The sequence below is a fragment of the Rhodococcus sp. NPDC058505 genome (genome assembly GCF_042720095.1).
In the GTDB taxonomy this organism is placed as follows: domain Bacteria; phylum Actinomycetota; class Actinomycetes; order Mycobacteriales; family Mycobacteriaceae; genus Rhodococcus_G.
This window is the reverse complement of the sequence record NZ_JBHXNB010000006.1, coordinates 145,107-169,807: the sequence shown is the minus strand read 5'-3', so window position 1 is coordinate 169,807 and position 24,701 is coordinate 145,107. Positions and strand designations below refer to the sequence as shown.

At 70.8% G+C, this 24,701-nt stretch carries 25 protein-coding genes; 10 read left to right on the top strand and 15 right to left on the bottom strand.

The features are described 5' to 3' along the window. The first annotated feature begins 35 nt into the window (after positions 1-35). Entirely contained in the window at positions 36-653 is a 618-nt protein-coding gene (locus tag ACFWPA_RS07245) for a GNAT family N-acetyltransferase (RefSeq protein ID WP_378508223.1), read from the top strand. Positions 654-730: 77 nt separating this feature from the next. Here ACFWPA_RS07245 and ACFWPA_RS07240 read toward each other — a convergent pair whose 3' ends face one another. Together ACFWPA_RS07240 and ACFWPA_RS07235 are read right to left on the bottom strand one after the other, a co-directional pair. Then, positions 731-1,306: a Clp protease N-terminal domain-containing protein gene (locus tag ACFWPA_RS07240; protein ID WP_378569919.1), complete on the bottom strand. Its 576-nt coding sequence runs from the start codon at positions 1,304-1,306 to the stop codon at positions 731-733. A 1-nt stretch (position 1,307) separates the two neighbouring features. After that, the gene (locus ACFWPA_RS07235) at positions 1,308-1,520 is read right to left on the bottom strand and encodes a helix-turn-helix domain-containing protein (protein ID WP_378569918.1); all 213 of its coding nucleotides are present in this window, start codon (positions 1,518-1,520) and stop codon (positions 1,308-1,310) included. A gap of 104 nt (positions 1,521-1,624) precedes the next feature. Between ACFWPA_RS07235 and ACFWPA_RS07230 the strand changes: the two genes are divergently transcribed. Further along, entirely contained in the window at positions 1,625-1,924 is a 300-nt protein-coding gene (locus ACFWPA_RS07230) for a hypothetical protein (RefSeq protein ID WP_378569917.1), read from the top strand. A gap of 22 nt (positions 1,925-1,946) precedes the next feature. Here the strand turns inward: ACFWPA_RS07230 and ACFWPA_RS07225 are convergent, their stop codons facing one another. Further along, a complete protein-coding gene (locus tag ACFWPA_RS07225; RefSeq protein WP_378508224.1) occupies positions 1,947-2,426 on the bottom strand; it encodes a hypothetical protein in 480 nt (159 codons plus the stop codon). Positions 2,427-2,610: 184 nt separating this feature from the next. On the opposite strand from ACFWPA_RS07225, the gene ACFWPA_RS07220 reads away from it, so the two are divergent. Both ACFWPA_RS07220 and ACFWPA_RS07215 read left to right on the top strand, forming a co-directional pair. Next, positions 2,611-3,078: a cupin domain-containing protein gene (locus ACFWPA_RS07220; RefSeq protein WP_378569916.1), complete on the top strand. Its 468-nt coding sequence runs from the start codon at positions 2,611-2,613 to the stop codon at positions 3,076-3,078. Between the two features lie 130 nt (positions 3,079-3,208). Further along, positions 3,209-5,092 (top strand): ABC transporter ATP-binding protein, encoded by a 1,884-nt coding sequence (locus tag ACFWPA_RS07215; RefSeq protein WP_378508226.1) that lies wholly within the window; start codon positions 3,209-3,211, stop codon positions 5,090-5,092. Positions 5,093-5,096: 4 nt separating this feature from the next. Here ACFWPA_RS07215 and ACFWPA_RS07210 read toward each other — a convergent pair whose 3' ends face one another. Both ACFWPA_RS07210 and ACFWPA_RS07205 read right to left on the bottom strand, forming a co-directional pair. After that, entirely contained in the window at positions 5,097-6,185 is a 1,089-nt protein-coding gene (locus ACFWPA_RS07210; RefSeq protein WP_378569915.1) for a PLP-dependent cysteine synthase family protein, read from the bottom strand. Continuing rightward, positions 6,185-6,439, bottom strand: coding sequence for a DUF4229 domain-containing protein (locus ACFWPA_RS07205; RefSeq protein WP_378508276.1), 255 nt, complete (start codon positions 6,437-6,439; stop codon positions 6,185-6,187). Before ACFWPA_RS07205 ends, ACFWPA_RS07210 begins: the two co-directional genes overlap by 1 nt. A gap of 277 nt (positions 6,440-6,716) precedes the next feature. Here ACFWPA_RS07205 and ACFWPA_RS07200 point away from each other — a divergent pair, with 277 nt between their 5' ends. Then, positions 6,717-6,929: a BldC family transcriptional regulator gene (locus tag ACFWPA_RS07200; protein ID WP_378508228.1), complete on the top strand. Its 213-nt coding sequence runs from the start codon at positions 6,717-6,719 to the stop codon at positions 6,927-6,929. 12 nt (positions 6,930-6,941) lie between these two features. Here the strand turns inward: ACFWPA_RS07200 and ligD are convergent, their stop codons facing one another. Beyond that, entirely contained in the window at positions 6,942-7,901 is a 960-nt protein-coding gene (gene ligD, locus ACFWPA_RS07195; RefSeq protein ID WP_378508229.1) for a non-homologous end-joining DNA ligase, read from the bottom strand. A 145-nt stretch (positions 7,902-8,046) separates the two neighbouring features. Between ligD and ACFWPA_RS07190 the strand changes: the two genes are divergently transcribed. The 3 genes from ACFWPA_RS07190 to ACFWPA_RS07180 all read left to right on the top strand — a co-directional run bounded on the left by ACFWPA_RS07190 (position 8,047) and on the right by ACFWPA_RS07180 (position 10,001). Further along, complete coding sequence (locus tag ACFWPA_RS07190; RefSeq protein ID WP_378508230.1) at positions 8,047-8,496, top strand: Zn-ribbon domain-containing OB-fold protein; 450 nt, start codon at positions 8,047-8,049, stop codon at positions 8,494-8,496. Further along, on the top strand, positions 8,493-9,686 hold the full coding sequence (locus ACFWPA_RS07185; protein WP_378508231.1) for a lipid-transfer protein: 1,194 nt from the start codon (positions 8,493-8,495) through the stop codon (positions 9,684-9,686). The genes ACFWPA_RS07190 and ACFWPA_RS07185 overlap by 4 nt, the downstream gene beginning before the upstream one ends. Before the next feature lie 123 nt (positions 9,687-9,809). After that, positions 9,810-10,001 carry a hypothetical protein gene (locus tag ACFWPA_RS07180; protein WP_378508232.1) on the top strand — a complete coding sequence of 64 codons (192 nt, stop codon included), beginning with the start codon at positions 9,810-9,812 and terminating at the stop codon, positions 9,999-10,001. 28 nt (positions 10,002-10,029) lie between these two features. Here ACFWPA_RS07180 and ACFWPA_RS07175 read toward each other — a convergent pair whose 3' ends face one another. The 9 genes from ACFWPA_RS07175 to hppD form a co-directional block, all read right to left on the bottom strand. Continuing rightward, positions 10,030-11,676 (bottom strand): NTF2-like N-terminal transpeptidase domain-containing protein, encoded by a 1,647-nt coding sequence (locus ACFWPA_RS07175; RefSeq protein WP_378508233.1) that lies wholly within the window; start codon positions 11,674-11,676, stop codon positions 10,030-10,032. A 140-nt stretch (positions 11,677-11,816) separates the two neighbouring features. After that, a complete protein-coding gene (ccsB, locus tag ACFWPA_RS07170) occupies positions 11,817-12,788 on the bottom strand; it encodes a c-type cytochrome biogenesis protein CcsB (RefSeq protein WP_378508234.1) in 972 nt (323 codons plus the stop codon). Positions 12,789-12,806: 18 nt separating this feature from the next. After that, positions 12,807-14,534 (bottom strand): cytochrome c biogenesis protein ResB, encoded by a 1,728-nt coding sequence (locus ACFWPA_RS07165; protein WP_378508235.1) that lies wholly within the window; start codon positions 14,532-14,534, stop codon positions 12,807-12,809. After that, positions 14,534-15,376, bottom strand: a complete 843-nt coding sequence (locus ACFWPA_RS07160; RefSeq protein ID WP_378508236.1) for a cytochrome c biogenesis CcdA family protein — start codon at positions 15,374-15,376, stop codon at positions 14,534-14,536. Before ACFWPA_RS07160 ends, ACFWPA_RS07165 begins: the two co-directional genes overlap by 1 nt. Next, on the bottom strand, positions 15,373-16,008 hold the full coding sequence (locus ACFWPA_RS07155; protein WP_378508237.1) for a TlpA disulfide reductase family protein: 636 nt from the start codon (positions 16,006-16,008) through the stop codon (positions 15,373-15,375). The genes ACFWPA_RS07160 and ACFWPA_RS07155 overlap by 4 nt, the downstream gene beginning before the upstream one ends. Next, positions 16,005-16,673 carry a histidine phosphatase family protein gene (locus ACFWPA_RS07150; RefSeq protein WP_378508238.1) on the bottom strand — a complete coding sequence of 223 codons (669 nt, stop codon included), beginning with the start codon at positions 16,671-16,673 and terminating at the stop codon, positions 16,005-16,007. The genes ACFWPA_RS07155 and ACFWPA_RS07150 overlap by 4 nt, the downstream gene beginning before the upstream one ends. A 57-nt stretch (positions 16,674-16,730) precedes the next feature. Further along, entirely contained in the window at positions 16,731-18,059 is a 1,329-nt protein-coding gene (hemL, locus tag ACFWPA_RS07145) for a glutamate-1-semialdehyde 2,1-aminomutase (protein WP_378508239.1), read from the bottom strand. A gap of 81 nt (positions 18,060-18,140) precedes the next feature. After that, the gene (locus tag ACFWPA_RS07140) at positions 18,141-18,509 is read right to left on the bottom strand and encodes a hypothetical protein (protein ID WP_378508240.1); all 369 of its coding nucleotides are present in this window, start codon (positions 18,507-18,509) and stop codon (positions 18,141-18,143) included. Between the two features lie 62 nt (positions 18,510-18,571). Next, entirely contained in the window at positions 18,572-19,774 is a 1,203-nt protein-coding gene (gene hppD, locus ACFWPA_RS07135; RefSeq protein WP_378508241.1) for a 4-hydroxyphenylpyruvate dioxygenase, read from the bottom strand. Positions 19,775-19,891: 117 nt separating this feature from the next. Between hppD and ACFWPA_RS07130 the strand changes: the two genes are divergently transcribed. Both ACFWPA_RS07130 and ACFWPA_RS07125 read left to right on the top strand, forming a co-directional pair. Beyond that, positions 19,892-20,359 (top strand): Lrp/AsnC family transcriptional regulator, encoded by a 468-nt coding sequence (locus tag ACFWPA_RS07130; RefSeq protein ID WP_378508242.1) that lies wholly within the window; start codon positions 19,892-19,894, stop codon positions 20,357-20,359. A gap of 150 nt (positions 20,360-20,509) precedes the next feature. After that, complete coding sequence (locus ACFWPA_RS07125; protein WP_378569914.1) at positions 20,510-24,679, top strand: molybdopterin-dependent oxidoreductase; 4,170 nt, start codon at positions 20,510-20,512, stop codon at positions 24,677-24,679. Positions 24,680-24,701: the final 22 nt, after the last annotated feature.

Here is a 24,701-nt window from a genome sequence, read left to right as displayed (position 1 = left end):
CCATGCTGACACACGAGAGGCTCCGGACGGGACCGATGATCCGACTCGCCATCGCCGCCGACCTGTCCGCGCTGCCGGCCATCGAGGTCGCCGCCGGGCACCCGTTTCGCGCGCTCGGGATGACGGCCGTCGCCGACGACGCGCCGCCGACGATCGCTGGACTCGAGCGGTATCGGCGCGCGGGCCGGCTGTGGGTCGCCACCGCCGCCTCCCCAGCATCGAGTGAACGGAAGCGTTCAGTCGATGAGATCGACCGAATGGTCCATTCGCTCGCCCGGTCGCAGGTCGGCCGGTCCGACGGCACCGCCGTGGGCTACGCGTGCGCCGAGGTCGTCGACGGCGGCGCGCATCTCGAGCAGGTGTCGGTGGATCCGCGCTGGTCGGGCCGTCGCCTCGGCGCGGCACTGATCGAGGCGGTCGCCGCGTGGGCGGTCGACCGGGGCGACCGGCGGCTGACGCTGACCACGTTCGTCGACGTTCCGTGGAACGCGCCGTACTACCGGCGTCTCGGTTTCGAGCCGATCCCGGACTCCGACCTTGGCCCGCAGTTGCGGGCGGTCCGGGCCGCCGAGGCCGCGCACGGCCTCGACGCCTGGCCCCGGATCGCGATGCAGCGTCCCCTGAACCCCAGCCACCTGACCCGCACCCCCTGAACCATTGAATGGGGGTTCATGTGTCATCCGCCACCCGGAAGTGACGCATGAACACCCATTCAACGAATGGGTGCGGGTCAGGCCGCGCGGTCGAGAAGGTCGATCACCCGACGACGCAGCTCGGCTGGCTCGACATGAGGGGCGATCTCGTCGATGACGGCGGGATCGGCGCAGCGCAGCAACCCCAGCAGGAGGTGTTCGGCGCCGATCGCGGGATCTTTGCGGGCCAGTGCCTCGCGCAGCGACAGCTCGATCGACTTCTTCGCGCCTGCGGTGAACGGGACGTGCCCGGTGCGGCGGGCGAACCAGCCGCGCCGCTCGTCGACACCGTCGACACCGTCGAGTGCATCGGCGCCGAAGCTCGATTCGATGCTGACCCGGACCGCGTCGAGGTCGATGCCGATCGAGCGCAGCGCCTCAGCATCGACGTCGCCGAGTGGACGGTCCGCGGTCCCGTCCACGAGGTGCACCCGGACCGCCGCATGGGTCAGGCCGGTGTCGGCGCAGAGCTGTCCGAGTGGTGAGTTCGCCTCAACGACGAGCACGCCGAGCAGGACGTGTTCGGCGCCGATCCGCGGGGACGCGAGGCCCTTGGCCTCCCCTTGGGCCCGAACGACCGCGGATCGGGCCGCGCCGGTGAACCGTTCGAACATCTCATCTCCTCCTGTTGTGCTTCTGGTGCACGGCCTGCCTACTGACCTCGAGGGAGTCGGCAATCGCCTGCCAGGACCAGCCCTGATCGCGGGCGTTCTGCACCTGCACCGCCTCGAGCCGTTCGAGCAGCCTGCGCAGCGCCAGCACGGCCCGCAGGCCGATCTTCGGGTCGGGGCTGCCCGCTGCCGCCGCGAGATGCGTTGCCTCGGTCATAACGTCAATCTACGTTGACATCCCCCGACATGTCAATGAAAGTTGACATGGCGGGGCGGCGCTACCGTGGACGGGACTTGGACGCCCATTCAGAAGGAGATCCCATGGCACTGAGCAAGACCGCCGCATCCGCCATCGCCGCCAGCGGACTCGTCGGCGGCTACGCCGTCGCCCGGCAGACCGGCAACCGGCCGCTCGGCGGCGCGGTCCTCGCCGCGGCCGGGGCCGTCTGCGCCACCCACTGGGCGCGCACCTCGGGCCCGGGCCGGACCGCGGTCCTGCTCGGCACCTACGTCGGCGCGTTCGGCGCCTCGCATCCACTGGCCAAGAAGATCGGCGCCTGGCCGTCGGTCGGGGTCGTCGCGGCAGGCACCGCGGCCGCCGCGCAGCTGATCAGCAGGTGACGGCGCCGAGGTCCCGGACGGTTCAGGCGCCGAACTTCGGCGTGATGTGCGCGACGACCGCATGGATGGTGCCGTCCGGAATCTCGAACGTCTCGACGATCTCGACGGTCATCAACGTTGCGCCCGCGATCCCGGCGTCGAGCAGGTAGCGGGTCGACACCACGTCCCCCTGCTCACTGAGTTCCAGGTCGCGGATGCCCTGGATCACGCGGTACTGCGGGCCGTGGGTGAGGTCCCACGCCATCTGCGCACCGGTGAAGCCGGTCTTCAGGCCCGCCTCGACCCGGGTGGCGCCCGGCGCGAACGCCACGTCCGATGCGTCGTGGGAGAGCAACGCATCGATGTAGGCGCGGGCGACGGCCTCCCGCTCGCTGTCGACGCGACCCGGATCAGCCGAGACGGCGGGACCGGCGGCAGCGGTGCCCGCGGTCGCGATCACGGCGGAGACGGCGACAGCGGCCCCGATGGCGGACAGGGCGAGGACTCGACGGGAGGTGCGCATACCCGGCAGCGTAGCGAGAACACGTTCCAGTGGTGATCACTATGTGGCCACCATCGGCCGATTTCGCGGCCGCCCCCCACCGGGGTGCGTGACGATGGACGGGCAGGACACGTTCCGGGGCCGACCCGGCCTCGAGGGATTCGACCCAGACGCACGAGCACCTCGACTCGAACGGATCACCGCCATGCGCACCCTTCCCCGCCTCGCCGCGACCGCCGCCCTGACCTCGATCGCGGCGTTCGGCCTCACCGCGCCTGCTGGCGCGACGCCGCCGCAGGGCGTCACCGCGGACACCCTCGCCGAACTCGAGCTCGCGCCGTCCCTGCTGCCGCCGCCACCGCCCGGACACACCGCCGTGCCGGACGAGACCGAGGGGACGCTGCGCCGGCTCGTCATCGCGCCGGGCGGCAGCACCGGCTGGCACCGCCACGGGGGCCATGTCCAGGGCCTCGTCGTGTCGGGCACCCTGACGCGGGTGCTGCCCGACTGCTCGCGGGTCACCTCGCCCGCGGGAGCGTGGGTCACCGAGGACCCGGGCGGCGACCATGTCGGGCTCAATCTCGGCCCCGACCCCGTCGTTCTCCTCGTCACCTACCTGCTGCCGGACGACGTCCCGTTCGCCGAGGATGCCCCGGCACGCTGCCCGGCTTGACCTCAAGTTCACTTTAGGTTCTACGGTCGGCTGCACGCCGGGCATGTCAGAGCCTGCCCGTAGCGTTGCACCGACCAGACGAATCGAGGGGGACGGCAGTGAACAGCACGGTCAGGAATGGAGCCCGGTCATGAGCATGGAATCGGTCGCCTGGAACTCGATGTACCGGATGATGCACGCCCAGGACGACCGGCGTCCGTTCTCGATGGCCACGGTGCGGCGGATCCTCGGCTTCGCGACACCGCACCGCCGCAAGATCACGCTGTTTCTGCTGGTCAGCGTCGCGACCGCGGCGCTCGCGGTCGCGACGCCGGTACTCGCGGGCCGGGTCGTCGACGCCATCGTCAAGGGCACCGACGCCAGCGTCGTGGTGTGGCTGGCGATCGCGATCGCGGTCATCGCCCTGCTCGAGGCCGCGCTCGGGCTGTACAACCGCTACCTGTCGTCGAGCATCGGCGAGGGCCTGATCCTGGACCTGCGCACCGCGGTGTTCGACCACGTGCAGAAGATGCCGATCGCGTTCTTCACCCGCACCCGGACCGGCGCCCTGGTCAGCAGGCTCAACAACGACGTGATCGGGGCCCAGCGCGCGTTCAGCGACACCCTGTCCGGGGTTGTTGCGAACCTGGTGACGCTCATCCTGACATTGGTGGTCATGCTGGGTATCTCCTGGCAGATCACCGTGCTGGCGCTGCTGCTGCTGCCGGTGTTCGTGCTGCCTGCTCGCCGGATCGGCGCGAAGATGGCTGTCCTGCAGCGCGAGGCGGCGGACCACAACGCGACCATGAGCACGCAGATGACCGAACGGTTCTCGGCACCCGGCGCGACCCTGGTCAAACTGTTCGGCAGGCCCCAGGAGGAGTCCGCGGAGTTCGAGGTCCGGGCGCACCGGGTCCGCGACATCGGGGTGCGCACCGCGATGACGCAGGCCGCGTTCGTCACCTCCCTGACGCTGGTGTCGGCGCTGGCGCTGGCCCTGGTGTACGGACTGGGCGGCTGGTACGCGCTGACCGGACGCCTCGAGGCGGGCTCCGTTGTCGCCCTTGCGCTGCTACTGACCCGGCTGTACGCGCCGCTGACCGCGCTCGCGTCCGCGAGGGTCGAGGTGATGAGCGCGCTCGTCAGCTTCGAGCGGGTCTTCGAGGTCCTGGACCTGCCGCCGCTGATCGCCGAACCCGCGCGCCCGACACCGATGCCGGACGGGCCGGTGTCGGTCGAGTTCGAACAGGTCCGGTTCGCGTACCCGGCAGCGGACAAGGTGTCCCTCGCCTCGCTTGAGGAGGTCGCGACCCTCGATACCCGGGGCGGCGTCGAGGTCCTGCACGAGATCTCGTTCCGCGCCGAGCCGGGCCAGATGGTCGCGCTGGTCGGTTCCTCCGGGGCGGGCAAGTCGACGATCGCGCAGCTGGTGCCGCGGCTCTACGACACCGATGCAGGCGCGGTCCGGGTCGGCGGCGTCGACGTGCGGGAGCTGTCCGCCGAGGCGATCCGCGGGACCGTCGGCATGGTCACCCAGGACGGGCATCTATTCCACGATTCGATTCGCGCGAACCTGATGCTGGCCAGGCCTGGTGCGACCGAGGACGAGATGTGGGCGGTCCTTGACCGGGCCCGGCTCACCGACCTGATCCGGTCGCTGCCCGACGGCCTCGACACCGTGGTCGGCGAGCGCGGCTATCGGCTCTCCGGCGGCGAGCGGCAGCGGTTGACCATCGCCCGCCTGCTGCTGGCGCATCCGCGGGTGGTGATCCTGGACGAGGCGACCGCGCACCTGGACTCGACGTCCGAGGCCGCGGTGCAGGCCGCGCTCGGCGAGGCGTTGATCGGCCGGACGTCGGTGGTGATCGCGCACCGGCTGTCGACGATCCGGGCGGCGGACCAGATCCTGGTGATCGAGGACGGGCGGGTCGTGGAGAGCGGAACCCACGTCGAACTCCTCGCCGCGGGCGGCCGGTACGAGGACCTCTACCGCACCCAGTTCGCCGACACCGATGAGCACGCGCCAGCGCGCTGACGGATCACGCGGTCCAGCGGCCGGTGCGCGCGAACGCGTCGAGCACCGCCGCAGGGCCGGTGAGGTCGAGGCCCTGACCCCGAACCCAGTCGTCGTCGAAGTAGGTGCCCGCGTACCGCTCGCCGCCATCGCAGATCAGGGTGACGACGCTGCCCGCACGCCCGGCGGCGAGCATCTCGGCGAGCACCGAGAAGGCGCCCCACAGATTGGTGCCGGTGGATCCGCCGACGCGGCGGCCGAGGACGGCGCTGGCATGCCGGGTGGCGGCGATCGACGCGGCATCGGGGACGGTCGCCATCCGATCCACGACCTGCCCAATGAACGACGGCTCGATGCGCGGCCTGCCGATGCCCTCGATCCGGGACGGCATCCCGGTCCGGTGCTCGGCCGAGCCGGTCTCGTAACCGCCGATGAACGCCGAGTTCTCGGGGTCGACGACCAGCAGTCGTGTCGCGTGCCTGCGGTATCGGAGGTACCGGCCGATCGTCGCTGACGTGCCACCGGTCCCGGCCCCGACGACCACCCAGTCGGGAACCGGGTGCCGCTCGAGCCGCATCTGCTCGAAGATGCTCTCGGCGATGTTGTTATTGCCGCGCCAGTCGGTCGCCCGCTCGGCGTGCGTGAATTGGTCCATGTAGTGGCCGCCGACCTCGTCGGCGAGTCGCTGCGCCTCGGTGTAGATCTCGCCGGGCCGGTCCACGAAGTGGCAGCGTCCGCCCTGCGCCTCGATCAGCGCGATCTTGGCCGGGCTGGTGCTGCGCGGCATCACCGCGACGAAGTCCAGGCCGAGGAGCTTCGCGAAGTACGCCTCGCTGACCGCCGTCGACCCGGACGACGCCTCGATGACGGTGGTGTTTTCGGTGACCCACCCGTTGCAGATCGCGTAGAGGAACAGCGACCGCGCGAGCCGGTGCTTGAGGCTGCCGGTGACGTGGGTGGACTCGTCCTTGAGGTAGAGGGCGACACTCCAGTCCGCAGGCAGCGGGTACCTCAGCAGGTGCGTGTCCGCGCTGCGCTGGGTGTCGGCGTCGATCAGCCGCACCGCCTCGTCGACCCAGTCACGCGGCGCGCTCCGGTCGACGGTGGCCGTCATTACTTGTCGCCGCGGAGCTTCGACCGCAGGTCGTCGCGGTCCTTGCGCCGCTGCGCGTCGACCTGGGAGATCTGCTCGTTGACGCGGATCCGCAGCGTCTTGAACAGCACCAGCGACAGCGGAAGCGCAATGACAACCGCGAAGATCAGCGCAACCAGCAGCGGCACCTCGACACTGACCAGCTTGCTCACGCCCAGGATGATCGCCGCGATGACCACCACCAGGCCGAGACGGGCGGCAGTGTAGATCGCCATCGCCTTGGCGAGTGAACCCTTCGGGTTCGCGGGGGCGGAGTCGGGGGTCGAGTCAGTCACTACCCCAGGGTACCGACCGGGCACCGGACCATCACACCTGCCGGACTTATCCGATTTGCGAATTACCTCCCCTTTACCGAACTTAGACGGTTCGAGTACCTGGGGGGTCGGGTGCCACGATGTGCGCACTGTCCGCGACGTGCACCGCGGCCGAGCCGTCCGGCCATGCCACGGCCCGGGCCGCGGCTCGGCACTTGACCCTTGAGGGAGGGCCTCGATGAGCGTCCCCGCGTTCCACGCCACCCAGGAAGCACTGCTCACCCCTGGCCAGGTGGCCGCCCTGTTCCATGTCGACCCCAAGACGGTCACGCGATGGGCGCACGCCGGACGCCTCGGCTCCCTCCGCACCCCGGGCGGGCACCGCCGTTTCCGCGAGTCCGAGGTCATGGCGCTGCTGCAGTCCCTCACCACCGAGGCCACCGCCCGCTGAGCCTCGGCGAACTCAGTCGGGATTGCCGGGGTCGGCGGCGCCGTCGCGCTCGTCCCGGTCCGCCCAATCGAGCAGCGGCGCCGGATCGAACACCGCGTCGTCGATGCCCGCGTGCAGGTCGCCGAGACGGGCGAAACGGCCCGGCATCGTCGCGAGCGTGAAGTCGTCCGGGTCCGCGTCCCCGAGTTCGTCCCAGCCAACGGGAGCGGACACCCGCCCGTTCGGCACGCCGCGCACCGAGTAGGCCGCCGCCATCGTGTGATCGCGGGCATTCTGGTTGTAGTCCACAAACAGGGCCGCCGGGTCCCGGTCCTTCCGCCACCAGGTGGTGGTCGCGTCGGCCGGTGCGCGTCGCTCCACCTCCCGCGCGAAGGCGAGGGCGGCCCGGCGCACATCCGCGAAGCCGTGCGTTGGCGGGATCCGCACGTAGACGTGCACCCCTCGGCCTCCCGACGTCTTCGGCCAGCCCACCGCGCCGAGCTCGTCGAGCACCTCGTGCACGACCCCGGCAACGCGCAGCACCCGGTCCCACCCGCAGTCGGGCATCGGATCGAGGTCGATCCGCCACTCGTCGGGTTTCTCCACGTCACCGCGCCGCGAGTTCCAGGGATGGAACTCGACCGTCGACATCTGCACCGCCCAGATCACCTGGGCGAGTTCGGTGACGCACAGCTCGTCCGCGTCCCGGTCGTAACGCGGAAAGTGGACGCGCACCGTGTCCATCCAGTCCGGTGCGCCCCGCGGCAGCCGCTTCTGGTGCACCTTCTCCCCCGCAACTCCGCCCGGGAACCGGTGCAGCATGCATGGCCGCTCCCGCAGCGCACGGACGATGCCGTCCCCGACGGCGAGGTAGTACCGGGCGAGGTCTAGCTTCGTCGCGCCGGTGGCCGGGAAGTACACCCGGTCCGGGTGCGAGATGCGCACCACGCGGCCCCCGACCTCGATCGGGGCGGCGCTCCCTGCGGCGGCCATGCCCCCGAACCTACCGCGAGCCGCCCGGACCCGCTGGGTGGGATCTCGAGCCCGCAACCGGCCGATTTCGTGTAATACTGCAACGCGTTCTACCCGTCTCGTGATGTTCGCCCGAGCCGGGTTCTCCCCTGCAGATGAGGACGTGATGAGCGACGCGACCCCCGCCGTGGAGGGCTGGTTCACCACCGGCCCCGAGCCGGCCCTGATCGGAACCTCGTGCCGGTCCTGCGGCACGATCTCCTTCCCCCGGGAAACCACCTTCTGCAAGAACCCGGCGTGCGCCGGCGAGGAGTTCGACGACGTCGAGCTGTCCCGCCGCGGCACCGTCTGGTCCTACACCGACGCCCAGTACAAGCCGCCCGCGCCGTACATCGCCACCACCGATCCGTACGTACCGTTCGCGCTCGCCGCCGTGGAGCTACCGGAGGGCCTCGTCGTGCTCGGCCAGGTCGCCGACGGGTTCGGCGTCGCCGACCTCAAGGTGGGCAACGCCGTCGAGCTGGTCGTCGAGACCCTCTACACCGACGAGACCGGCGATCGCACGATCTGGCGTTGGAAGCCGGTCGCGGCAGCAGAGAACGGGGCAGTGGCATGAGCAACAACGATGTGGCGGTTCTCGGCGTCGGCATGCACGCCTGGGGCAAGTGGGGGCACTCGTTCGTCAAGTACGGCGTCGCCGCGGCCCGCGCGGCCCTCGCCGACTCGGGCGTGGACTGGCAGGACGTCGACCTGATTGTCGGCGGCGAGACGGTCCGCAACGGCTACGGCGGCTACGTCGCGGGCGCCACGTTCGCGCAGGCCCTCGGTTGGAACGGCGCCCGGGTCGCCACCTCTTATGCGGCGTGCGCGACCGGCGCGCAGGCCCTCGACACCGCCCGCGCCCGGATCCTGGCTGGCCTGTCCGACGTCGCGCTCGTCGTCGGCGCCGACACCACCCCGAAGGGCTTCCTCGCCCCGGTCGCCGGCGAGCGCTGGGACGACCCGGACTGGCTGCGGTTCCGCCTGATGGGCATGACGAACCCCGCATACTTCGCACTCAACGCGCGCCGTCGCATCGACCTGTACGGCGCGACCGTCGAGGACTTCGCCGCGGTCAAGGTGAAGAACGCGAAGCACGGCCTGAACAACCCGTACGCGCGCTACCGCAAGGAGGTCGCGGCCGCGGACGTGCTCGCGTCGCCGATGGTCGCCGACCCGCTGCACCTGCTCGACATCTGCGCCACCTCCGACGGCGGCGCGGCGATCATCCTGACGTCGCTGGAGTACGCCCGCAAGAAGGGCATCGTCGACCCGGTGAAGATCAAGGCGATCTCGACGGTCACCCCGACGTTCCCGCAGACCATCATGGACATGCCGAACTTCTCCACCGAGTCGGCGTCCGCGGTCCCCGCGCCGGAGCGCACGTTCAAGGAGTCGATCGGCGACGCCGCCTACGAAGAGGCGGGCATCTCGCCGGAGGACGTCGACGTCGCCGAGGTCTACGACCTCGCCACCTCGGTGGAGCTCGACTGGATCGAGGACCTGTCGCTGTGCAAGCGCGGCGAGGCCGAGCACCTGCTCCGCGCGGGGGACACCACGATCGGCGGCCGCATCCCGGTCAACCCGTCCGGCGGACTTGCCTGCTTCGGTGAGGCCGTCCCCGCGCAGGCGCTGGCGCAGGTGTGCGAGCTCACCTGGCAGCTGCGCGGGCAGGCCGAGGGCCGTCAGGTCGAGGGCGCCCGGGTCGGCATCACCGCCAACCAGGGCCTGTTCGGTCACGGCTCGTCGGTCATCGTCTCCGTCTGACGTCCCGCGGCTCCGACATCTCGGGTGAGGGGCACCTTCGACCGGTTGAACCGGTCGAAGGTGCCCCTCACCCCGTTACGGGGCCCGGCCGGGGCGACTAGCCTGAAGGGAAGGAGGTGCGTCGTGATCTACCTGTTGGCGCTCATCGGACTGGTGACGCTCGCCGTGCTGTTGTGGAAGGGGTTCGGACCGGACCTGCAGAGGCCCGCGGGCCGGGTCGTCGGCCCGGACGACGACCCCGAGTTCCTGTGGCAGGTCGATCGGGAGAATCATCGCCGGACCCGCGACACCCCGGACGGCGACCCGCAGGACTGATCCGGCCGGGCGTCGACCGGGCGGTGCGCTACTCGGCGGGCCGGGCCAGCGCCGTGAACATCCGGTCGGTCACCTTGACCGCCAGATCGCCACCGTCCGCGTCCTGCACGAAGACCGCGAACGCGAGGTCGCCGCGCGACCCGTAGAACCAGCGGTCGTCCCCCTCGGCGCCGGTCGCGCCGATCAGGTCGCCGTAGCCGGCCAGCAGGTTCGCCGGTCCCCGGTGCACGGTGTCCCGCATGATGGCGCGCAGCTGGTCGGTGACCGGGGCGGGCAACTGCTCGACCGGCTCGTCGGTGCTGGCCGGTTGGCCCGCCGCGATCAGCGGGACGGTCGGCGCGCCGCGGGCGATCGACGCCGCGACCAGCGCCATCCCGAACGGGCTGACCGCCACCTGATTGTCCGGCGTGCGGTCGGACTCCGAGCGCATCAGGTTCGGCCCGCTGCCGACGAAGGAAGCCGTCTTCTGCTCCAGCCCGGGGATCTTGTAGTCCACGCCGAGCCCCAGCTGCTTCGCCGCGTGCTCGATGTCGGTGTTCTGCGCGGTGGCCGCGACCCGGACCAGGTCCAGCGTGGACCCGGACGGGTAGAGGCCGGTGAACGCGATCGACCCGAGGTCGCTGGCCTGGTTGTTCTGGGCGACCGCCAGGATCGCGCCGGTGGACGGCTGCAGCGCCACGATCGCGGCCGGGGTGCCGACGCTGACCGCGGCGTGTTCGGCGGCCATCTGCAGCCGCGGCTCGATCGTCGAGCGGATGTCGGGCCCGGGCGGGCCCTGATGGCCCGCCAGCCGGGTGACGTTCCCGTTCGGCTCGACCGAGTTCACGGCCCAGCCCGCCGACTCGTCCCGGTTCGCCTGCCACACCCCGCGCATCGCGTCGACCACCGGCCCCGACACCCGCCGATCCAGGGTGATCAGCCGCGGCTCCCCGTCCACCACGACGCCGGGCACCGCGCGCAGCCGGTCCTCAAGGACCGCGAAGTCGCCGTCCCTGAGGTTGACCGCGATGATCGGCTGCCCGTTCGCCGCGGCGAGTTCCTGCTGCAGCGATTCGGCGGTGATCAGCGGCGCAACCGGCTCGATCGCCTTCGCCAGGGCGACGGTGCTGCCGATCGGGTCCGGGGTGCGGGACGGGTCCAGGCGGATCGAGTTGATGGTCTGCTCGGTCATCATCGGTGTTCCGGTGATGTCGAAGACGGTCGGCGGGGCGGCGTCGGTGCGGTCGAGCCGGACGGTGCGGCCGTTGCCGAGCCCCGGCATGAAGGTGTCCGGGTTCCAGGACACCCGCCAGCCCACCGACAGATTCCGGATCCAGCCGTCGACGTCGTAGGTCCACACCCGGTCGTCGCCGAGGTCCCACCTCGCGACCGCGTTGAACATGCCGGAGTCGGCGTCGAGGTCGATGATCTGGTTGACCTCGAAGGTGACGGATTCGGGTGCGAGCGCGTCGAACGCCTGCGCCATCACCTCGTTCGCCGCGTTCGGGTAGGACGTCAGGTCGGCGGCGGCGTCGAGGTCGCCGTCGTTGAGCGCAGCGACGTACCTGGCGAGGACGGTCGGCGCGTCGCTTTCCGGCCGGGACAGGACAGCCGTCACCACACCGATCGTCAGGAGCACGATCACGGCGACCGCAATCGTGCTCCAGACCCGAACCCTCCCCCTCGCCCTGCGCATGTGTCGATCATCCGTTACATCAGCGGTCCCCGGCATCCGCACCCGGGACCTAGTTGGTCACAACTCCGCCACGGTTCCGTGACCGTAGTGTTTTTCGCTGTCGATTCGTGACCCCGTTCCGGGGACACCCGGAACGACGGTCAGGTCAGGCCCGCGTAGGAGTGCAGTCCGGAGACGACCATGTTGATGATGAACAGGTTGAACAGCATCGCAACGAAGCCGGCGATGTTGATCCAGGCGGCGCGGGTATCGCGCCAGCCGGAGGTCGCGCGGGCGTGCAGGTACGCCGCGTAGATCACCCAGGCGATGAAGGAGACGGTCTCCTTGGGGTCCCAGCCCCAGAACCGGCCCCAGGCCGCCTCGGCCCAGATGGCGCCGAGGATGATGCCAGCGCCGAACAGCGGGAACGCGACGATCGTGGTCTTGTACGCGAGCCGGTCCAGCGTCTGGGCGTCGGGCAGGCGCGCGGCGAGCTTGCCGAGCACCCCGGCCGATTCCTCGCCCCGCGGCTGCCGGATGCGGAGCAGGAACAGCAGGCTGGCGACGCCGGAGACGAGGAAGATGCCGCTGCCGATGCTGACGATCGTGACGTGGATCGGCAGCCAGAACGAGCGCAGCGCGGGGACCACCGGGGCGGCGTCCGAGTACAGCACCGTCGCGGCAAGGAACATCAGGATCAGCACCGGGATCAGCAGGAACGCCCACAGCGACCGGTACTGCTGCTTGCGGAGCGCGATCACGCCGACCGCGGTGGCGGTGGCGACGGCCATGCTGACGAACTCGTACATGTTGCCGAGCGGGAAGCGGTCCGTCGCCAGCCCCCGCAGCAGGATCGACGCCCACTGCAGCACGACACCGACGACGAGCACCGCCATCGCCATGTTGCCGAGCCGCTCGGACAGGGGCGTGCCCTGCGGCGCTGTCACCCGGCCCGGGGTCGCGGGCGCGTCGGTGGGCAGCCCGCCCGCGGCGACCAGCTCACGCTCCTGGACGGCGCGCGCCCGGGTCGTCGCGTACTGCGCGATGAGCAGCACGAAGGCCAGCACGAAGATCGCGAACGCGGACTCGAAGGCCAGGTCGCTGAGGTGCGACAGGTTCTCGTTGATCGGCATGGTTCTCTCTCCCGCGCGTCAGGCGCGACTCCGCGTCGACCTGTCGGTCGACGCCGCTGTGTCCGGCGTGCGAAGGTCCTCCAGCAGCCGGTCGGCGAGCCGGTCGAACTCGTCGCCCCAGCCGGCCTGATCGGTGCGGGCGAGCCCACCCATTTCTACTACGGTACGTCGTCGACCCTCGCCCAATGTATCCGACGCGGTGTCGGCATCCTTGTCGACGGGCGCCGGGTACACCCGCACCCAGATCCGACGCCGCTTGATCAGCAGCGACACCAGCAGGCCGCCCATCATCGAGATCGCGAACACCAGCACCCAGTTCTGCGCCGGATCGTGCGAGACCTGCAGGTTCACGAAGTCCGTCGCCCCGTCGAACCGCACCACGGTGCCGTCCGCGAGGGTCGTCGACTCCCCGGGCCGCAGGTTGACGCGGGCCTCCTTCGTCATCCGGCCCTGGTTCACCAGTTCCTTGCTCAGCGAGAAGATCGACTGCGGGTTGCCGGTATCCAGGCCGGTGTCGCCCTTGTAGACGTCGATCGCGACAGCCGGGTCGGTCAGCGCGGGGAAGCTCGAGGACAGCAGCTCGCCGTGGAACGAGGCGGTCGGCGCGAACAGTCCCTCGATGCCGATCTGGTTCTTGCGCCGCTCGGTCTCGTCCGGGTACATGCCGCCGGGCGGGTCGAACCGCATCGCGCCGCTGGAGAGGAAGGTGGTCGCGTCGTCGGGCCGCCACTGCAGCGTCTCGGAGCGGGTCTCCCCGTTCGGGAAGGTCACCGTGAACGTCGGCGCGTAGCCGTGGCCCTGCAGATAGACGCGGTCACCGGCGACGCGCAGCGGATGGTTGACCCGCAGCTGCGCGTCCCGCCAGGTGTTCGACTCGAGGTCGGCGCCCGCCTGGTAGCGGATGTTCGAGGTGAACATCTCGGCCTGACCATTGTCGAGGTAGTCGGCGGTGAAGTCCTTGACCTGCACGCACAGCGGGGTCATCCCGGTGCCGTCCTCGATGTTGCCCGCCCGGAACGAGTCGAACATCGCGGGCGAGGTGGTGCAGATGCCGGGTCCGCCGTTCGCGACGATGATGACGTTGCCCTCGTAGCTGAACAGCTTGCCGACCGCGATCGCGGCGAGCAGGCCGACCAGCGACAGATGGAACACCAGGTTGCCCGCCTCCCGCAGGTACCCCTTCTCCGCGGACACGGTGATCTCCCCGGGCCGACCGGACCGCAGCGCGGCACCGCTGCGGGTGACCGACTTCCAGCCGCGCAGCCGGGCGACGGCGCCCGCCGCGACCTCCTCCGGGGTGGCGTCGACGACCGTCTCGGTGTGGTGCGGCAGCCGGGACAGCCTGCGCGGGGCGGCGACCGGCTTGGTGCGCAGCGCCTTGTAGTGATCCCAGCAGCGCGGAATGATGCACCCGATCAGCGAGACGAACAGCAGCACGTAGATCGCGGTGAACCAGAAGCTGCCGAAGACGTCGAACAGTTCCAGCTTGTCCATCCACGGCCCGAGGGTCGGACGGTTCGCGATGTACTCGTCGACCTTGCCCGCGTTGAGGCTGCGCTGCGGCAGCAGCGCGCCGGGGATGGCCGCGACCGCGAGCAGAAACAGCAGCACCAGCGCGGTGCGCATCGACGTGAGGCCGCGCCACGTGTTGCGAACCGGGGCGACCAGCCGTCCCACGGCGGATTGCCGGGGAACCGCGCTCCCGTTCGGGTCCGTCACTGCGTACTCCTTCTCCTCCGCCGCCATCAGATCGGCAACGTCACTTCCGACACGAACGCGTCCCGGACCCACCCAACGAACAGGTCCCACGCGCCGGTCACCAGCGCGACACCGACCGCAACCAACATCACGCCCCCGAAGATCTGGATGGTCCGCGCATTGCGGCGCAACCAGCCGACCCCGCGCAGCGCGCGCGCCGACCCGAACGCCAGCAGCACGAACGGCAGCCCGAGGCCGATGCAGTACGCGACCATCAACGCCAGCCCGCGCGCGGCGGTGGCGCCCTCGGTGCCAGCGGCGACGGTGAGCACCCCGGTCAGGGTCGGTCCGAGGCACGGCGTCCAGCCGAGCGCGAACACCCCGCCGAGCAGCGGCGCCCCGAGCAGGCCGGAGATCCGGCGCGGCTCGAACCGGACGTCGCGCTGCAGCGCGGGGACCAGGCCGATGAACACCAGGCCCATCGCGATCGTGACCACGCCGCCGATCCGCTGGAACAGTTCCCGGTTGACGGACAGCGCGGACATCGCGCCGAACACCGTCATCGTCGCCAGCACGAACACCACGGTGAACCCGGCGACGAACAGGGCGGCGGCCCCCGCGACCCGCAGCCGCGCCGACTTCGTCTCGGTGCGGACGCTGGCCTGCTGCACCGTCACCGGGGGCGCGTCCGAGCCGACGACCCCGGCCAGGTAGGACAGGTAGCCGGGAACCAGCGGGACGACGCACGGCGACGCGAAGGACACCAGTCCGGCGAGCACGCACACGAGCAGCGCCAGCAGCAGCGGACCGGTGGCCGCGGTGTCCTGGAAGGTGGCGCCGATGCCCTGGGCGCTGACGCTGATGCCCTGCGCGAGGGTTGCGGTGGTCACTGTTCCGCCGCGATCCGCTCGACCACCGGCTGCAGGTCGTCGACGAGCAGCGCGGTCAGGAACACCGCGGCGACCCGGTGCTGGCGGTCAAGGACGAGGGTGGACGGGATGACGCTGGTCGGGAAGTTGCCGCCGAGCGCGGTGAGGCTGCGCATCGACGGGTCGTAGATCGACGGGAAGCCCACCTTGTTGTTGGTGACGAAGTCCTGCGCCTTGTCCCGCTGATAGTCCTTGACGTTGATGCCGAGGAACGCGACCCCCTGGTCGCGGGTGTTCTCGTACACCGTCTCGAGGTCGTCCACCTCACCGCGGCACGGGCCGCACCACTGGCCCCACAGGTTCACAACGACGACCTGGCCGTCGAAGTCGGACAGCGAGAGGGTCTGCCCCTCCTCCATCAGGTTCTCGCCGGTGAGATTGCCGATGGTGCCGCGGTCGGCGGGCGGGTCGTAGAAGATCGACGTCTGCCCGCCCGGCGAGACGAAGTCGAAGGTGCCGCCGGTCGCGACCGCGTCGTCGCCGGTGGCGCAGGCGCTCGCGGTCGACCCGACGACCAGCGCAAGCAGCAGCGCGACGAGGACCCGGAGGCGAGCGGCACGCCGACCACGCACGAGCGGCGACACCACCCTCATGCCCCGGTCACCGTCGGATCGGAGGCGCCCGCCGGCTCGGAGTAGACGATGTCGACGAGGGTGTCGCCCTCGTACACCAGCGACGTCAGCGAGGCCAGCGCGCACTGCCGGTGCCGGGGGTCGTGCCAGAGCCGCTCACCCTGCAGGAAGCGGCGCAGCGTCCACACCGGAAGCTGATGGCTCACGCACACCGCCTCGTGCCCGACCGCGGCGACCCGGGCCGCGTTGACCGCCGCCAGCATCCGGTGCGCGATCTGCAGGTACGGCTCACCCCACGACGGGGTGAACGGGTCGCGCAGCTTCCACCAGTGCCGGGGCCGCCGCAGCGCGCCGTCGCCGACCGAGACCTTCAGGCCCTCGAAGTCGTTCGCCGCCTCGATCAGGTTGTCGTCGGTGGCCAGCGTCAGGCCGTGCGCGTCGGCGATCGGCGTCGCCGTCTCCTGTGCGCGCTGCAGCGGGGACGCGACGACGTGCGTGATGTCGTGCCCGGACAGCACCGAGGCGACCGTCCGCGCCTGGGCCTGCCCCGCCACCGAGAGCCGGTAGCCGGGCAGCCGCCCGTAGAGGATGCCCTTCGGGTTGTGCACCTCGCCGTGCCGCAGCACGTGCACGATCGTGCGGGACTCGGCGGGTGCTGCGGACGGCGTCTGCTGCGGACTGGTCACGGTGGGCTGCTCCGGGAGCTCGGATCGGGCGGGTGGTCTGGGTCGGGCGGGGCAGGCTCAGGCGCCGGGTGTGGCGGCGGCGGCCGCCGCTGCCGCGGCGGGTAGTGCCGCCGCGATCCGGTCAAAGGCATCGTCGTCGAGCGCGGCGGAGACGAACCACGTCTCGTACGCGCTCGGGGGTGCGCACACGCCGCCGTCGAGCAGTGCGTGGAAGAACGCGGGGTACCGCCACGTCTCGCTGGCCTTCGCCGCCGCGTAGTCGGTCACGGGTCGGTCGGCGAAGAACACGCTCACCATGGTGCCTGCAAATTGCACCTGGTGCCGCACCCCTTCCGCGTGGAGTGCGTCACCGATCAGGGCGCCGAGGGTCGCCGCATTGCGGTCCAGCGCGTCGTACACGGCCTGATCTGCGGCTTTCAGGCTCGCGATGCCGGCGGCGACGGCGACCGGGTTCCCGGACAGGGTGCCCGCCTGGTAGACCGGGCCTGCCGGCGCGAGATGGCCCATCACGTCGGCGCGCCCACCGAACGCGGCCGCGGGCAGGCCGCCGCTCATCACCTTGCCGAAGGTGGTCAGGTCGCCAGCGACGCCGTCGATGCCGTGCCAGCCGGTGCGGCTGGCCCGGAATCCGGTCATCACCTCGTCCATGATCAGCAGCGCGCCGTGCTCGGTGCACAGCCTGCGCAGGCCCTCGTTGAAGCCGGGCACCGGCGGAACGGTGCCCATGTTGCCCGCCGCCGCCTCGGTGATGACGCACGCGATCTCGCCGGGGTGCGCGGCGAAGGCGCGGGTCACCGCGTCGAGGTCGTTGTACGGCAGCACCAGGGTGTCCGACGACTGGGCGCCGGTGACGCCGGGCGAGGTCGGCAGCCCGAAGGTGGCGAGCCCGGAACCCGCCTCGGCGAGCAGCGCGTCGACGTGCCCGTGGTAGCAGCCCGCGAACTTGACGACCTTGCCGCGCCCGGTGAATCCGCGGGCGAGCCGGACCGCGCTCATCGTGGCCTCGGTGCCGGAGTTGACCAGCCGGACCTGCTCGAGGGGGGCGATCCGGTCGACGATCAGCTCGGCGAGTTCGACCTCCGCCTCGGTCGGTGCGCCGAACGAGAGTCCGGTCGTTGCCGCCCGTTGCACCGCATCGACGACGGCGGGGTGCGCGTGCCCGAGGATCATCGGACCCCACGAGCAGACCAGGTCGACGTAGTCGTTGCCGTCGACGTCGGTGAGGGTGCAGCCCGACGCGGACGCGATGAAGCGGGGGGTGCCGCCGACCGATCCGAAGGCCCGGACCGGTGAGTTCACCCCGCCGGGGATGACCGCGGAGGCCCGGTCGAAGAGCTGGGCGGACCGGGCGTAGTCGGGCGCTGCTGCGCCGGGGGTGGCAGTCACGGCCTCCAGTGTCCCAGCTGCCGAGATTTTGACAACGACAGGGTGTAGGAGACCGGGCTCACTCCCGACCGGGCGGAGCGGTCAGGGCAGCTTGGGGGCGTCGACGATGATGCCGTGGCAGGCACCGGTGGGCAGGCAGAACTCGCTGATCCGGGCCATCCCGATCCGGACACCGTCGACCACCCGGTAGAAGGAGTAGCTGCGGCCGTCGATGCTGTGGGCGCGCACCCCCGGCATCGTGGTGATGTCCTTGTCCGTGTACAGCAGGTCGTCCTGGGTGACGACCGGGTTGACGAGGAATTCGGTGTGCGAACCGTCGGCGAGCGGGGTGAACCGTTCCGAGCCCGGCGCCGCTGGCGCAGCGGTCGCGATCACGACCGACGAGGCCGCTGCGGCGACGACTCCGGCGGCGATGGTGGCGATGCGGGCGGCGTGGGTGACGTGGCTCATAGTTCACCGATGAAACACCACTCGCGCGCCGTTCGCCAGCGCAACGAGATCGGACGGTGACCTCACAGGTTCCCGCGCGCCGCCTGCTCGCGTTCGATCGATTCGAACAGGGCCTTGAAGTTGCCCTTGCCGAAGCCGAGGGAGCCGTGCCGCTCGATCAGTTCGAAGAACACCGTCGGCCGGTCACCGAGGGGCCGGGTGAAGATCTGCAGCAGGTAGCCGTCCTCGTCGCGGTCGACGAGGATCCCGCGGGCCTTCAGCTGCTCGACGGGGACCCGGACGCGGCCGATCCGGGCCCGCAGCAGCGGATCGTCGTAGTAGGCGTCGGGGGTGGCGAGGAATTCGACCCCCTCGGCCAGCAATGCGTCCACGCTGGCGAGGATGTCGTCGGTGGCCAGCGCTAGGTGCTGGCAGCCGGGTTCGCCGTAGAAGTCGAGGTACTCGTCGATCTGCGACCGCCTGCGCCCGACCGCGGGCTCATTGAGCGGGAACTTGACGCGGTGGTTACCGTTCGCGACCACCTTGCTCATCAACGCCGAGTACTCGGTGGCGATGTCGTCGCCGACGAACTCGGCCATGTTCGTGAACCCCATGACCTCGTTGTAGAAGCGCACCCAGTGATCCATCCGGCCCATCTCGACGTTGCCGACGGCGTGGTCGAGCGCGACGAAGACATGGTCGGGGGCTCCCGGCCTGCGCACGACGGTCGAGGTGCGGGACTCGAATCCGGGGAGATACGGCCCGCGGTATCCGGACCGGTCGACGAGGGTGTGCCGGGTGCTTCCGTACGTCGCGAGCGCGGCGACCCGGACCGTGCCGTCGCCGTCGGTGACATCGTGCGGCTCGTCGAGGACGACCGCACCCCTGCCGCGGGCGTGCGCGATGCAGCGGTCCACGTCGACGACCTCGAGGGCGAGGTCGACGACCCCGTCGCCGTGCCTGCGGTGGTGGTCGGCGAGCGGGCTGCGCGGGTCCACGGCGCCGCTGAGCACGAACCGGGCCGACCCGGACTCGAGGACGTACGACTTGTGGTCGCGCCGCCCGGTCTCCGGGCCCGCGTAGGCGACGAGGTCCATGCCCCACGCCGAGCCGAAGTAGTGCGCCGCCTGGGTCGCGTTGCCGCACCCGAACTCGACCGCGTCCATCCCGACGACGGGGAACGGGTCGGCGTCGTCGTCGTGGTCGACCAGCCCGACCAGGCGTCGCAGTTGCCCGGCCCGCAGGTGCGCTGCCCGTTCGTGGCTGGTGAGTCGTGCGGAGGTCATCCCCCACGGTCACCCCGGCGCCAGCCCTGCGCAACGGCCGCCGTTGACGCTGCACAGCCTGTACAGAATGCTGAGTGGTGTCGCCGTTTTACCGGGCAAGATGACCAGGAGGCCGCGATGTCGATCGACCGTCTCGACGCCGCCCTGCTGCGGCTGCTGCACGACGAGCCGCGGGTCGGGGTGCTGGAGGCGTCGCGGCGGCTCGGCGTCGCCCGCGGCACCGTGCAGGCCCGGCTCGACCGGCTCGAACGGGACGGCGTGATCGTCGGCCGCTCCCCCACCCTGGACGCCGCCGCGCTCGGCTTCCCGGTGACGGCGTTCGCCACCCTGGAAATCGCGCAGGGCCGGGGGCACGCGCCGGTGATCGAGCACCTGGCCGCGATCCCGGAGGTGCTCGAGGCGCACACCACCACCGGCGCGGGCGACCTGCTGGTCCGGGTGGTGGCGCGCACGCACGCGGACCTGCAGCGGGTGATCGACGAGATCGTCGACGGACGGCACGTGCTGCGGTCGGCGACGGCGATCGCCCTCGAGACGCCGATCCCGCTGCGGCGCATCCAGCTGGTGCCGCCGACACGGGACTGACCTCCACCGCGACCCGGCGGCGCGCGCACCGCACCGGCGCGGCGGCGGTGATGAACGATTCACCTGCCCGAAATATCTGCGGCCGGGCGTCGAAACATCCGCCGTCGAGACTTCACGTCGTCCGGACCGGCAACGACGGGAGGTCACCAGGTGGGCACATCCGGCGACATCGACAGGGTCGAGACCCTCTGCGCGTACTGCGGGGTCGGCTGCGGGCTGATTCTGGACGTCACCACCGACCCGGAGACCGGGAGGCGCCGCGCCGCGAGGTCGTCCGGCGACGCTGCGCATCCGACGAACGCGGGCAGGCTGTGCACGAAGGGTGCGACGACCAGCGACCTGCTCGCCGGGCCCGGCCGGATGGAGTCGGCCTACCTCCGGCCCGACCGCGGATCCTCGATCACGCCAGCCGGCGTGGACGCCGTCATCACCGAGACGGCGACGCGGCTGCGGGCGATTGTCGACGAGCACGGCCCGGACGCCGTCGCCCTGTACGTCTCGGGGCAGCAGTCGCTCGAGGCCCAGTACCTGGCGAACAAGCTGGCCAAGGGATTCATCGGCACCACCCGCATCGAGTCCAACTCGAGGCTGTGCATGGCGAGCGCGGGCACCGGGTACAAGCAGTCACTCGGCGCCGACGGCCCACCGGGCTCGTATCAGGACTTCGACCACGCGGACGTGTTCTTCGTGATCGGCTCCAACATGGCCGACTGCCACCCGATCCTGTTCCTGCGGATGATGGAGCGTGTCAAGGCGGGCGCAAAGCTGATCGTCGTCGACCCGCGCCGCACCGCGACCGCCGACAAGGCGGACCTGTTTCTGCAGATCGCGCCGGGCACCGACCTCACCCTCCTCAACGGTCTGCTGCACCTGATCACCAGCAGCGGGCACACCGACCCCGGGTTCATCGCCGAGTTCACCGAGGGATGGGACGCGATGCCCGACTTCCTCGCCGACTACACCCCGGACCGGGTCGGCGAGGTCACCGGCATCCCCGAGGACGACATCCGCACCGCGGCACGGTGGATCGGCGAGGCCGCCGACTGGATGAGCTGCTGGACAATGGGTCTCAACCAGAGCACCCACGGCACGTGGAACACCAACGCGATCTGCAATCTGCACCTGGCGACCGGCGCGATCTGCCGCACCGGCAGCGGTCCGTTCTCGCTGACCGGTCAACCGAATGCGATGGGCGGCCGCGAGATGGGGTACATGGGCCCGGGTCTGCCCGGCCAGCGGTCGGTGACGTCCGCGGACGATCGGGCCTTCGTCGAGGACGCGTGGGGCATTCCCCGCGGGTCACTGCGCGCCGACGTTGGCGGCGGCACCATCGACATGTTCACCCGGATGGCGGACGGCGACATCAAGGCCTGCTGGATCATGTGCACGAACCCCGTTGCCACCGTTGCCAACCGGAAGACGGTGCTGGCAGGACTGGAACGGGCGGAGCTGGTGATCACCCAGGACGCGTACCTCGACACCGAGACCAACGACTACGCCGACGTCCTGCTGCCCGCCGCGCTGTGGACCGAGTCCGACGGGGTGATGGTCAACTCCGAACGCACCCTCACGCTGTTCCGGCAGGCACTCGATCCGGTCGGGCAGGCCCTCCCGGACTGGCAGATCATCGCCCGGATCGCCTGCGAAATGGGGTATTCGGAGGCATTCACCTACTCGTCGGCGGAGGAGGTGTTCGAGGAGATCACGCGCTTCGCGAATCCCCGGACCGGCTACGACCTGCGGGGCATCAGCTACCAGCGGCTGCGGCGCACGCCGGTGCAGTGGCCGTGCCCGCCCGGCGTCGACACCGACCGGCACCCCATCCGCTACCGCAACGACGGTGTGAGCCAAGACCTTCTGGTCCGCCCGGACGGCACCGTGCCGCGACTGGCCTTTCCGACCCCGTCCGGGCGGGCCGCCTTCTTCCCCCGGCCACACCTGCCGCCAGCCGAGCTGCCCGACGACGACTACCCGATCCTGCTCAACACCGGCCGGGTGGCGCACCAGTGGCACACGATGACCAAGACCGGACGGGTCGCAAAGCTGAATAGGCTGGCACCCGGACCGTTCGTTGAGGTCCATCCCGACGATGCGCGGGGGCTCGGAGTGACGGACGGCGACCGGGTCGAGGTGGCGTCCCGCCGCGGTCGCGCGGTGCTCCCCGCCGTGGTCAGCGACCGGGTGCGGCCGGGGAACTGCTTCGCGCCGTTCCACTGGAACGACCTGTTCGGGGAGTACCTGGCGATCAACGCCGTCACGAACGACGCGATCGACCCGGTCTCGCAGCAGCCCGAGTTCAAGGCGTGCGCGGTCACCCTGACCAGGGTGGCCGCGGCAGCCGACCATGCGGCGACCACGGACGGCGCCGATCGGACCCCGGCCTCGGCACCAGCACATCCGACGACCGGAGGGGCAGGCGTGACCCGACTCGACACCCTCGCCGACCTGCTCGGTGTCGCGGCCGAACCCGCGGCCGACCTCGGTCCGGTGCAGCGCCGCTATCTCGCGGGGATGGTCGCCGCGCTGCGCACCGACCCGGGCGGCACCGATCGGGACGTTCCTGCGCTGCCGGACGGCGCGCCGTTCGATCCGCCCACCCGCGCCTGGGTGGACGGCATCCTTGCCGGGTTGTTTTCCCGCACAACGCTTCCCGGTGGATCCACGGCCACTCACCCCGCCGACATCACGGCACGACGGTCGCCGGTTGTGGTGCTGTGGGCGTCGCAGACCGGGAATGCGGAGGAGTTCGCCGCCGCGTGCGCGTCGTCGCTCGCGGCGGCCGGGGTGCCCGCGGCGGTGCACGGCATGGACGACTTCGCGGCCGCCAAACTCGCGGACACCAGGGACGTGCTGCTGATCACCAGCACGTACGGCGACGGCGACGCACCGGACAACGGGTCCCGCCTGTGGGACGCGCTGTCCGCGGACGACGCGCCGCGGCTCGCGGACACCCGGTTCGCGGTGCTCGCGTTCGGGGATTCGAACTACGACGACTTCTGCGGCCACGGTCGCAAACTCGATGCCCGGCTCGGCGAGCTCGGCGGCACCCGCATCGTCGACCGGGTCGACTGCGAACCCGACTACGAGGGTTCCGCCGCGGCCTGGCTTGCCGCCGTCACCGAGTCGTTGCGCACCGCGCCGGACGACGCCAGCGGGGTGACCCCGCCGGCGCCACCCGCCCCGCCGGTCGCCGCGGCGCCCGAGTACGGCCGGAAGACTCCGTTGCTGACCACCCTCACCCGCAACGTGACGCTGTCCCTGCCCGGATCGGCAAAGGATGTGCGGCAGTTCGGGTTCCATCTCCCCGACGGCACCCTCGAGTACGAGGCGGGCGACGCGCTCGGGGTGTGGCCCCGCAACAGCGTCCGCGTCGTCGAGGAGTGGCTCGACGCCACCGGGCTGGACGGTGCCGCGACGGTCGAGATCGGCGAGCACGGCACAATGCCGCTGCGGACCGCGCTCACCGAACGCCTCGACATCACCCGCATCACCGGCGACCTGCTGCGGTTCGTGCACGGCCGCACCGGGGACGACGAGCTCGCCGCGCTGCTGCTGCCGGAGAACCGGGCCGAACTCGACGACTGGTCGTGGGGTCGGCAGTCGCTCGACCTGCTCGCGCGGGTTCCGGTCCGCGCCACCGCCGAGGAGTGGCTCACGATCCTCAAACCGCTTCAGCCACGACTCTATTCGATCTCGTCGAGCCCCAGGGAGAATGCCGGCGAGGTGCAGTTGACCGTCTCCGCGGTGCGGTACGACGTGCACGGCACCCCGCGCCGCGGGGTGTGCTCGACCTACCTCGCCGACCACGCCGAGGGGGAGAAGGTCGGCATTTTCGTGCAGAAGTCACGTCACTTCCGGCCGCCCGCCGAACCGGACGCGCCGATGATCATGATCGGCCCCGGCACCGGCATCGCCCCGTTCCGCGCCTTCCTGCGGGAGCGGCGGGCGCTCGGGCACACCGGCCCGAACTGGCTGTTCTTCGGCGAACAGCACGCCGCGACCGACTTCTACTACCGCGACGAGGTCGAGGAGCTCCGCGCGGAGGGGGTGCTCACCGAGTTCGATGCGGCGTTCTCCCGGGACCAGGAGGAGAAGGTCTACGTCCAGGACCGGATGCGTGCGCGCGGCGCCGAGATCTGGACGTGGCTCGGCCGCGGCGCACACCTCTACGTGTGCGGCGATGCGCAGCGGATGGCGAAGGACGTCGACGAGGCGCTGTGCGGGATCGTCGCGCAGCACGGCAGGCTGGCGCCGCGCAGCGCGGATGCGTACGTCAGGGCGCTCGCGGCCGAGAAGCGATACCTCCGGGACGTCTACTGAGCCCTTCCGCATTCACCGGTCT

Bases quoted from the DNA above. Each gene is read 5' to 3' on its own strand.
- ACFWPA_RS07245 (WP_378508223.1), top strand. From the start codon at position 36: ATGATCCGACTCGCCATCGCCGCCGACCTGTCCGCGCTGCCGGCCATC.
- ACFWPA_RS07240 (WP_378569919.1), bottom strand. From the start codon at position 1,306: ATGTTCGAACGGTTCACCGGCGCGGCCCGATCCGCGGTCGTTCGGGCC.
- ACFWPA_RS07235 (WP_378569918.1), bottom strand. From the start codon at position 1,520: ATGACCGAGGCAACGCATCTCGCGGCGGCAGCGGGCAGCCCCGACCCG.
- ACFWPA_RS07230 (WP_378569917.1), top strand. From the start codon at position 1,625: ATGGCACTGAGCAAGACCGCCGCATCCGCCATCGCCGCCAGCGGACTC.
- ACFWPA_RS07225 (WP_378508224.1), bottom strand. From the start codon at position 2,426: ATGCGCACCTCCCGTCGAGTCCTCGCCCTGTCCGCCATCGGGGCCGCT.
- ACFWPA_RS07220 (WP_378569916.1), top strand. From the start codon at position 2,611: ATGCGCACCCTTCCCCGCCTCGCCGCGACCGCCGCCCTGACCTCGATC.
- ACFWPA_RS07215 (WP_378508226.1), top strand. From the start codon at position 3,209: ATGAGCATGGAATCGGTCGCCTGGAACTCGATGTACCGGATGATGCAC.
- ACFWPA_RS07210 (WP_378569915.1), bottom strand. From the start codon at position 6,185: ATGACGGCCACCGTCGACCGGAGCGCGCCGCGTGACTGGGTCGACGAG.
- ACFWPA_RS07205 (WP_378508276.1), bottom strand. From the start codon at position 6,439: ATGGCGATCTACACTGCCGCCCGTCTCGGCCTGGTGGTGGTCATCGCG.
- ACFWPA_RS07200 (WP_378508228.1), top strand. From the start codon at position 6,717: ATGAGCGTCCCCGCGTTCCACGCCACCCAGGAAGCACTGCTCACCCCT.
- ligD (WP_378508229.1), bottom strand. From the start codon at position 7,901: ATGGCCGCCGCAGGGAGCGCCGCCCCGATCGAGGTCGGGGGCCGCGTG.
- ACFWPA_RS07190 (WP_378508230.1), top strand. From the start codon at position 8,047: ATGAGCGACGCGACCCCCGCCGTGGAGGGCTGGTTCACCACCGGCCCC.
- ACFWPA_RS07185 (WP_378508231.1), top strand. From the start codon at position 8,493: ATGAGCAACAACGATGTGGCGGTTCTCGGCGTCGGCATGCACGCCTGG.
- ACFWPA_RS07175 (WP_378508233.1), bottom strand. From the start codon at position 11,676: ATGCGCAGGGCGAGGGGGAGGGTTCGGGTCTGGAGCACGATTGCGGTC.
- ccsB (WP_378508234.1), bottom strand. From the start codon at position 12,788: ATGCCGATCAACGAGAACCTGTCGCACCTCAGCGACCTGGCCTTCGAG.
- ACFWPA_RS07165 (WP_378508235.1), bottom strand. From the start codon at position 14,534: ATGGCGGCGGAGGAGAAGGAGTACGCAGTGACGGACCCGAACGGGAGC.
- ACFWPA_RS07155 (WP_378508237.1), bottom strand. From the start codon at position 16,008: ATGAGGGTGGTGTCGCCGCTCGTGCGTGGTCGGCGTGCCGCTCGCCTC.
- ACFWPA_RS07140 (WP_378508240.1), bottom strand. From the start codon at position 18,509: ATGAGCCACGTCACCCACGCCGCCCGCATCGCCACCATCGCCGCCGGA.
- hppD (WP_378508241.1), bottom strand. From the start codon at position 19,774: ATGACCTCCGCACGACTCACCAGCCACGAACGGGCAGCGCACCTGCGG.
- ACFWPA_RS07130 (WP_378508242.1), top strand. From the start codon at position 19,892: ATGTCGATCGACCGTCTCGACGCCGCCCTGCTGCGGCTGCTGCACGAC.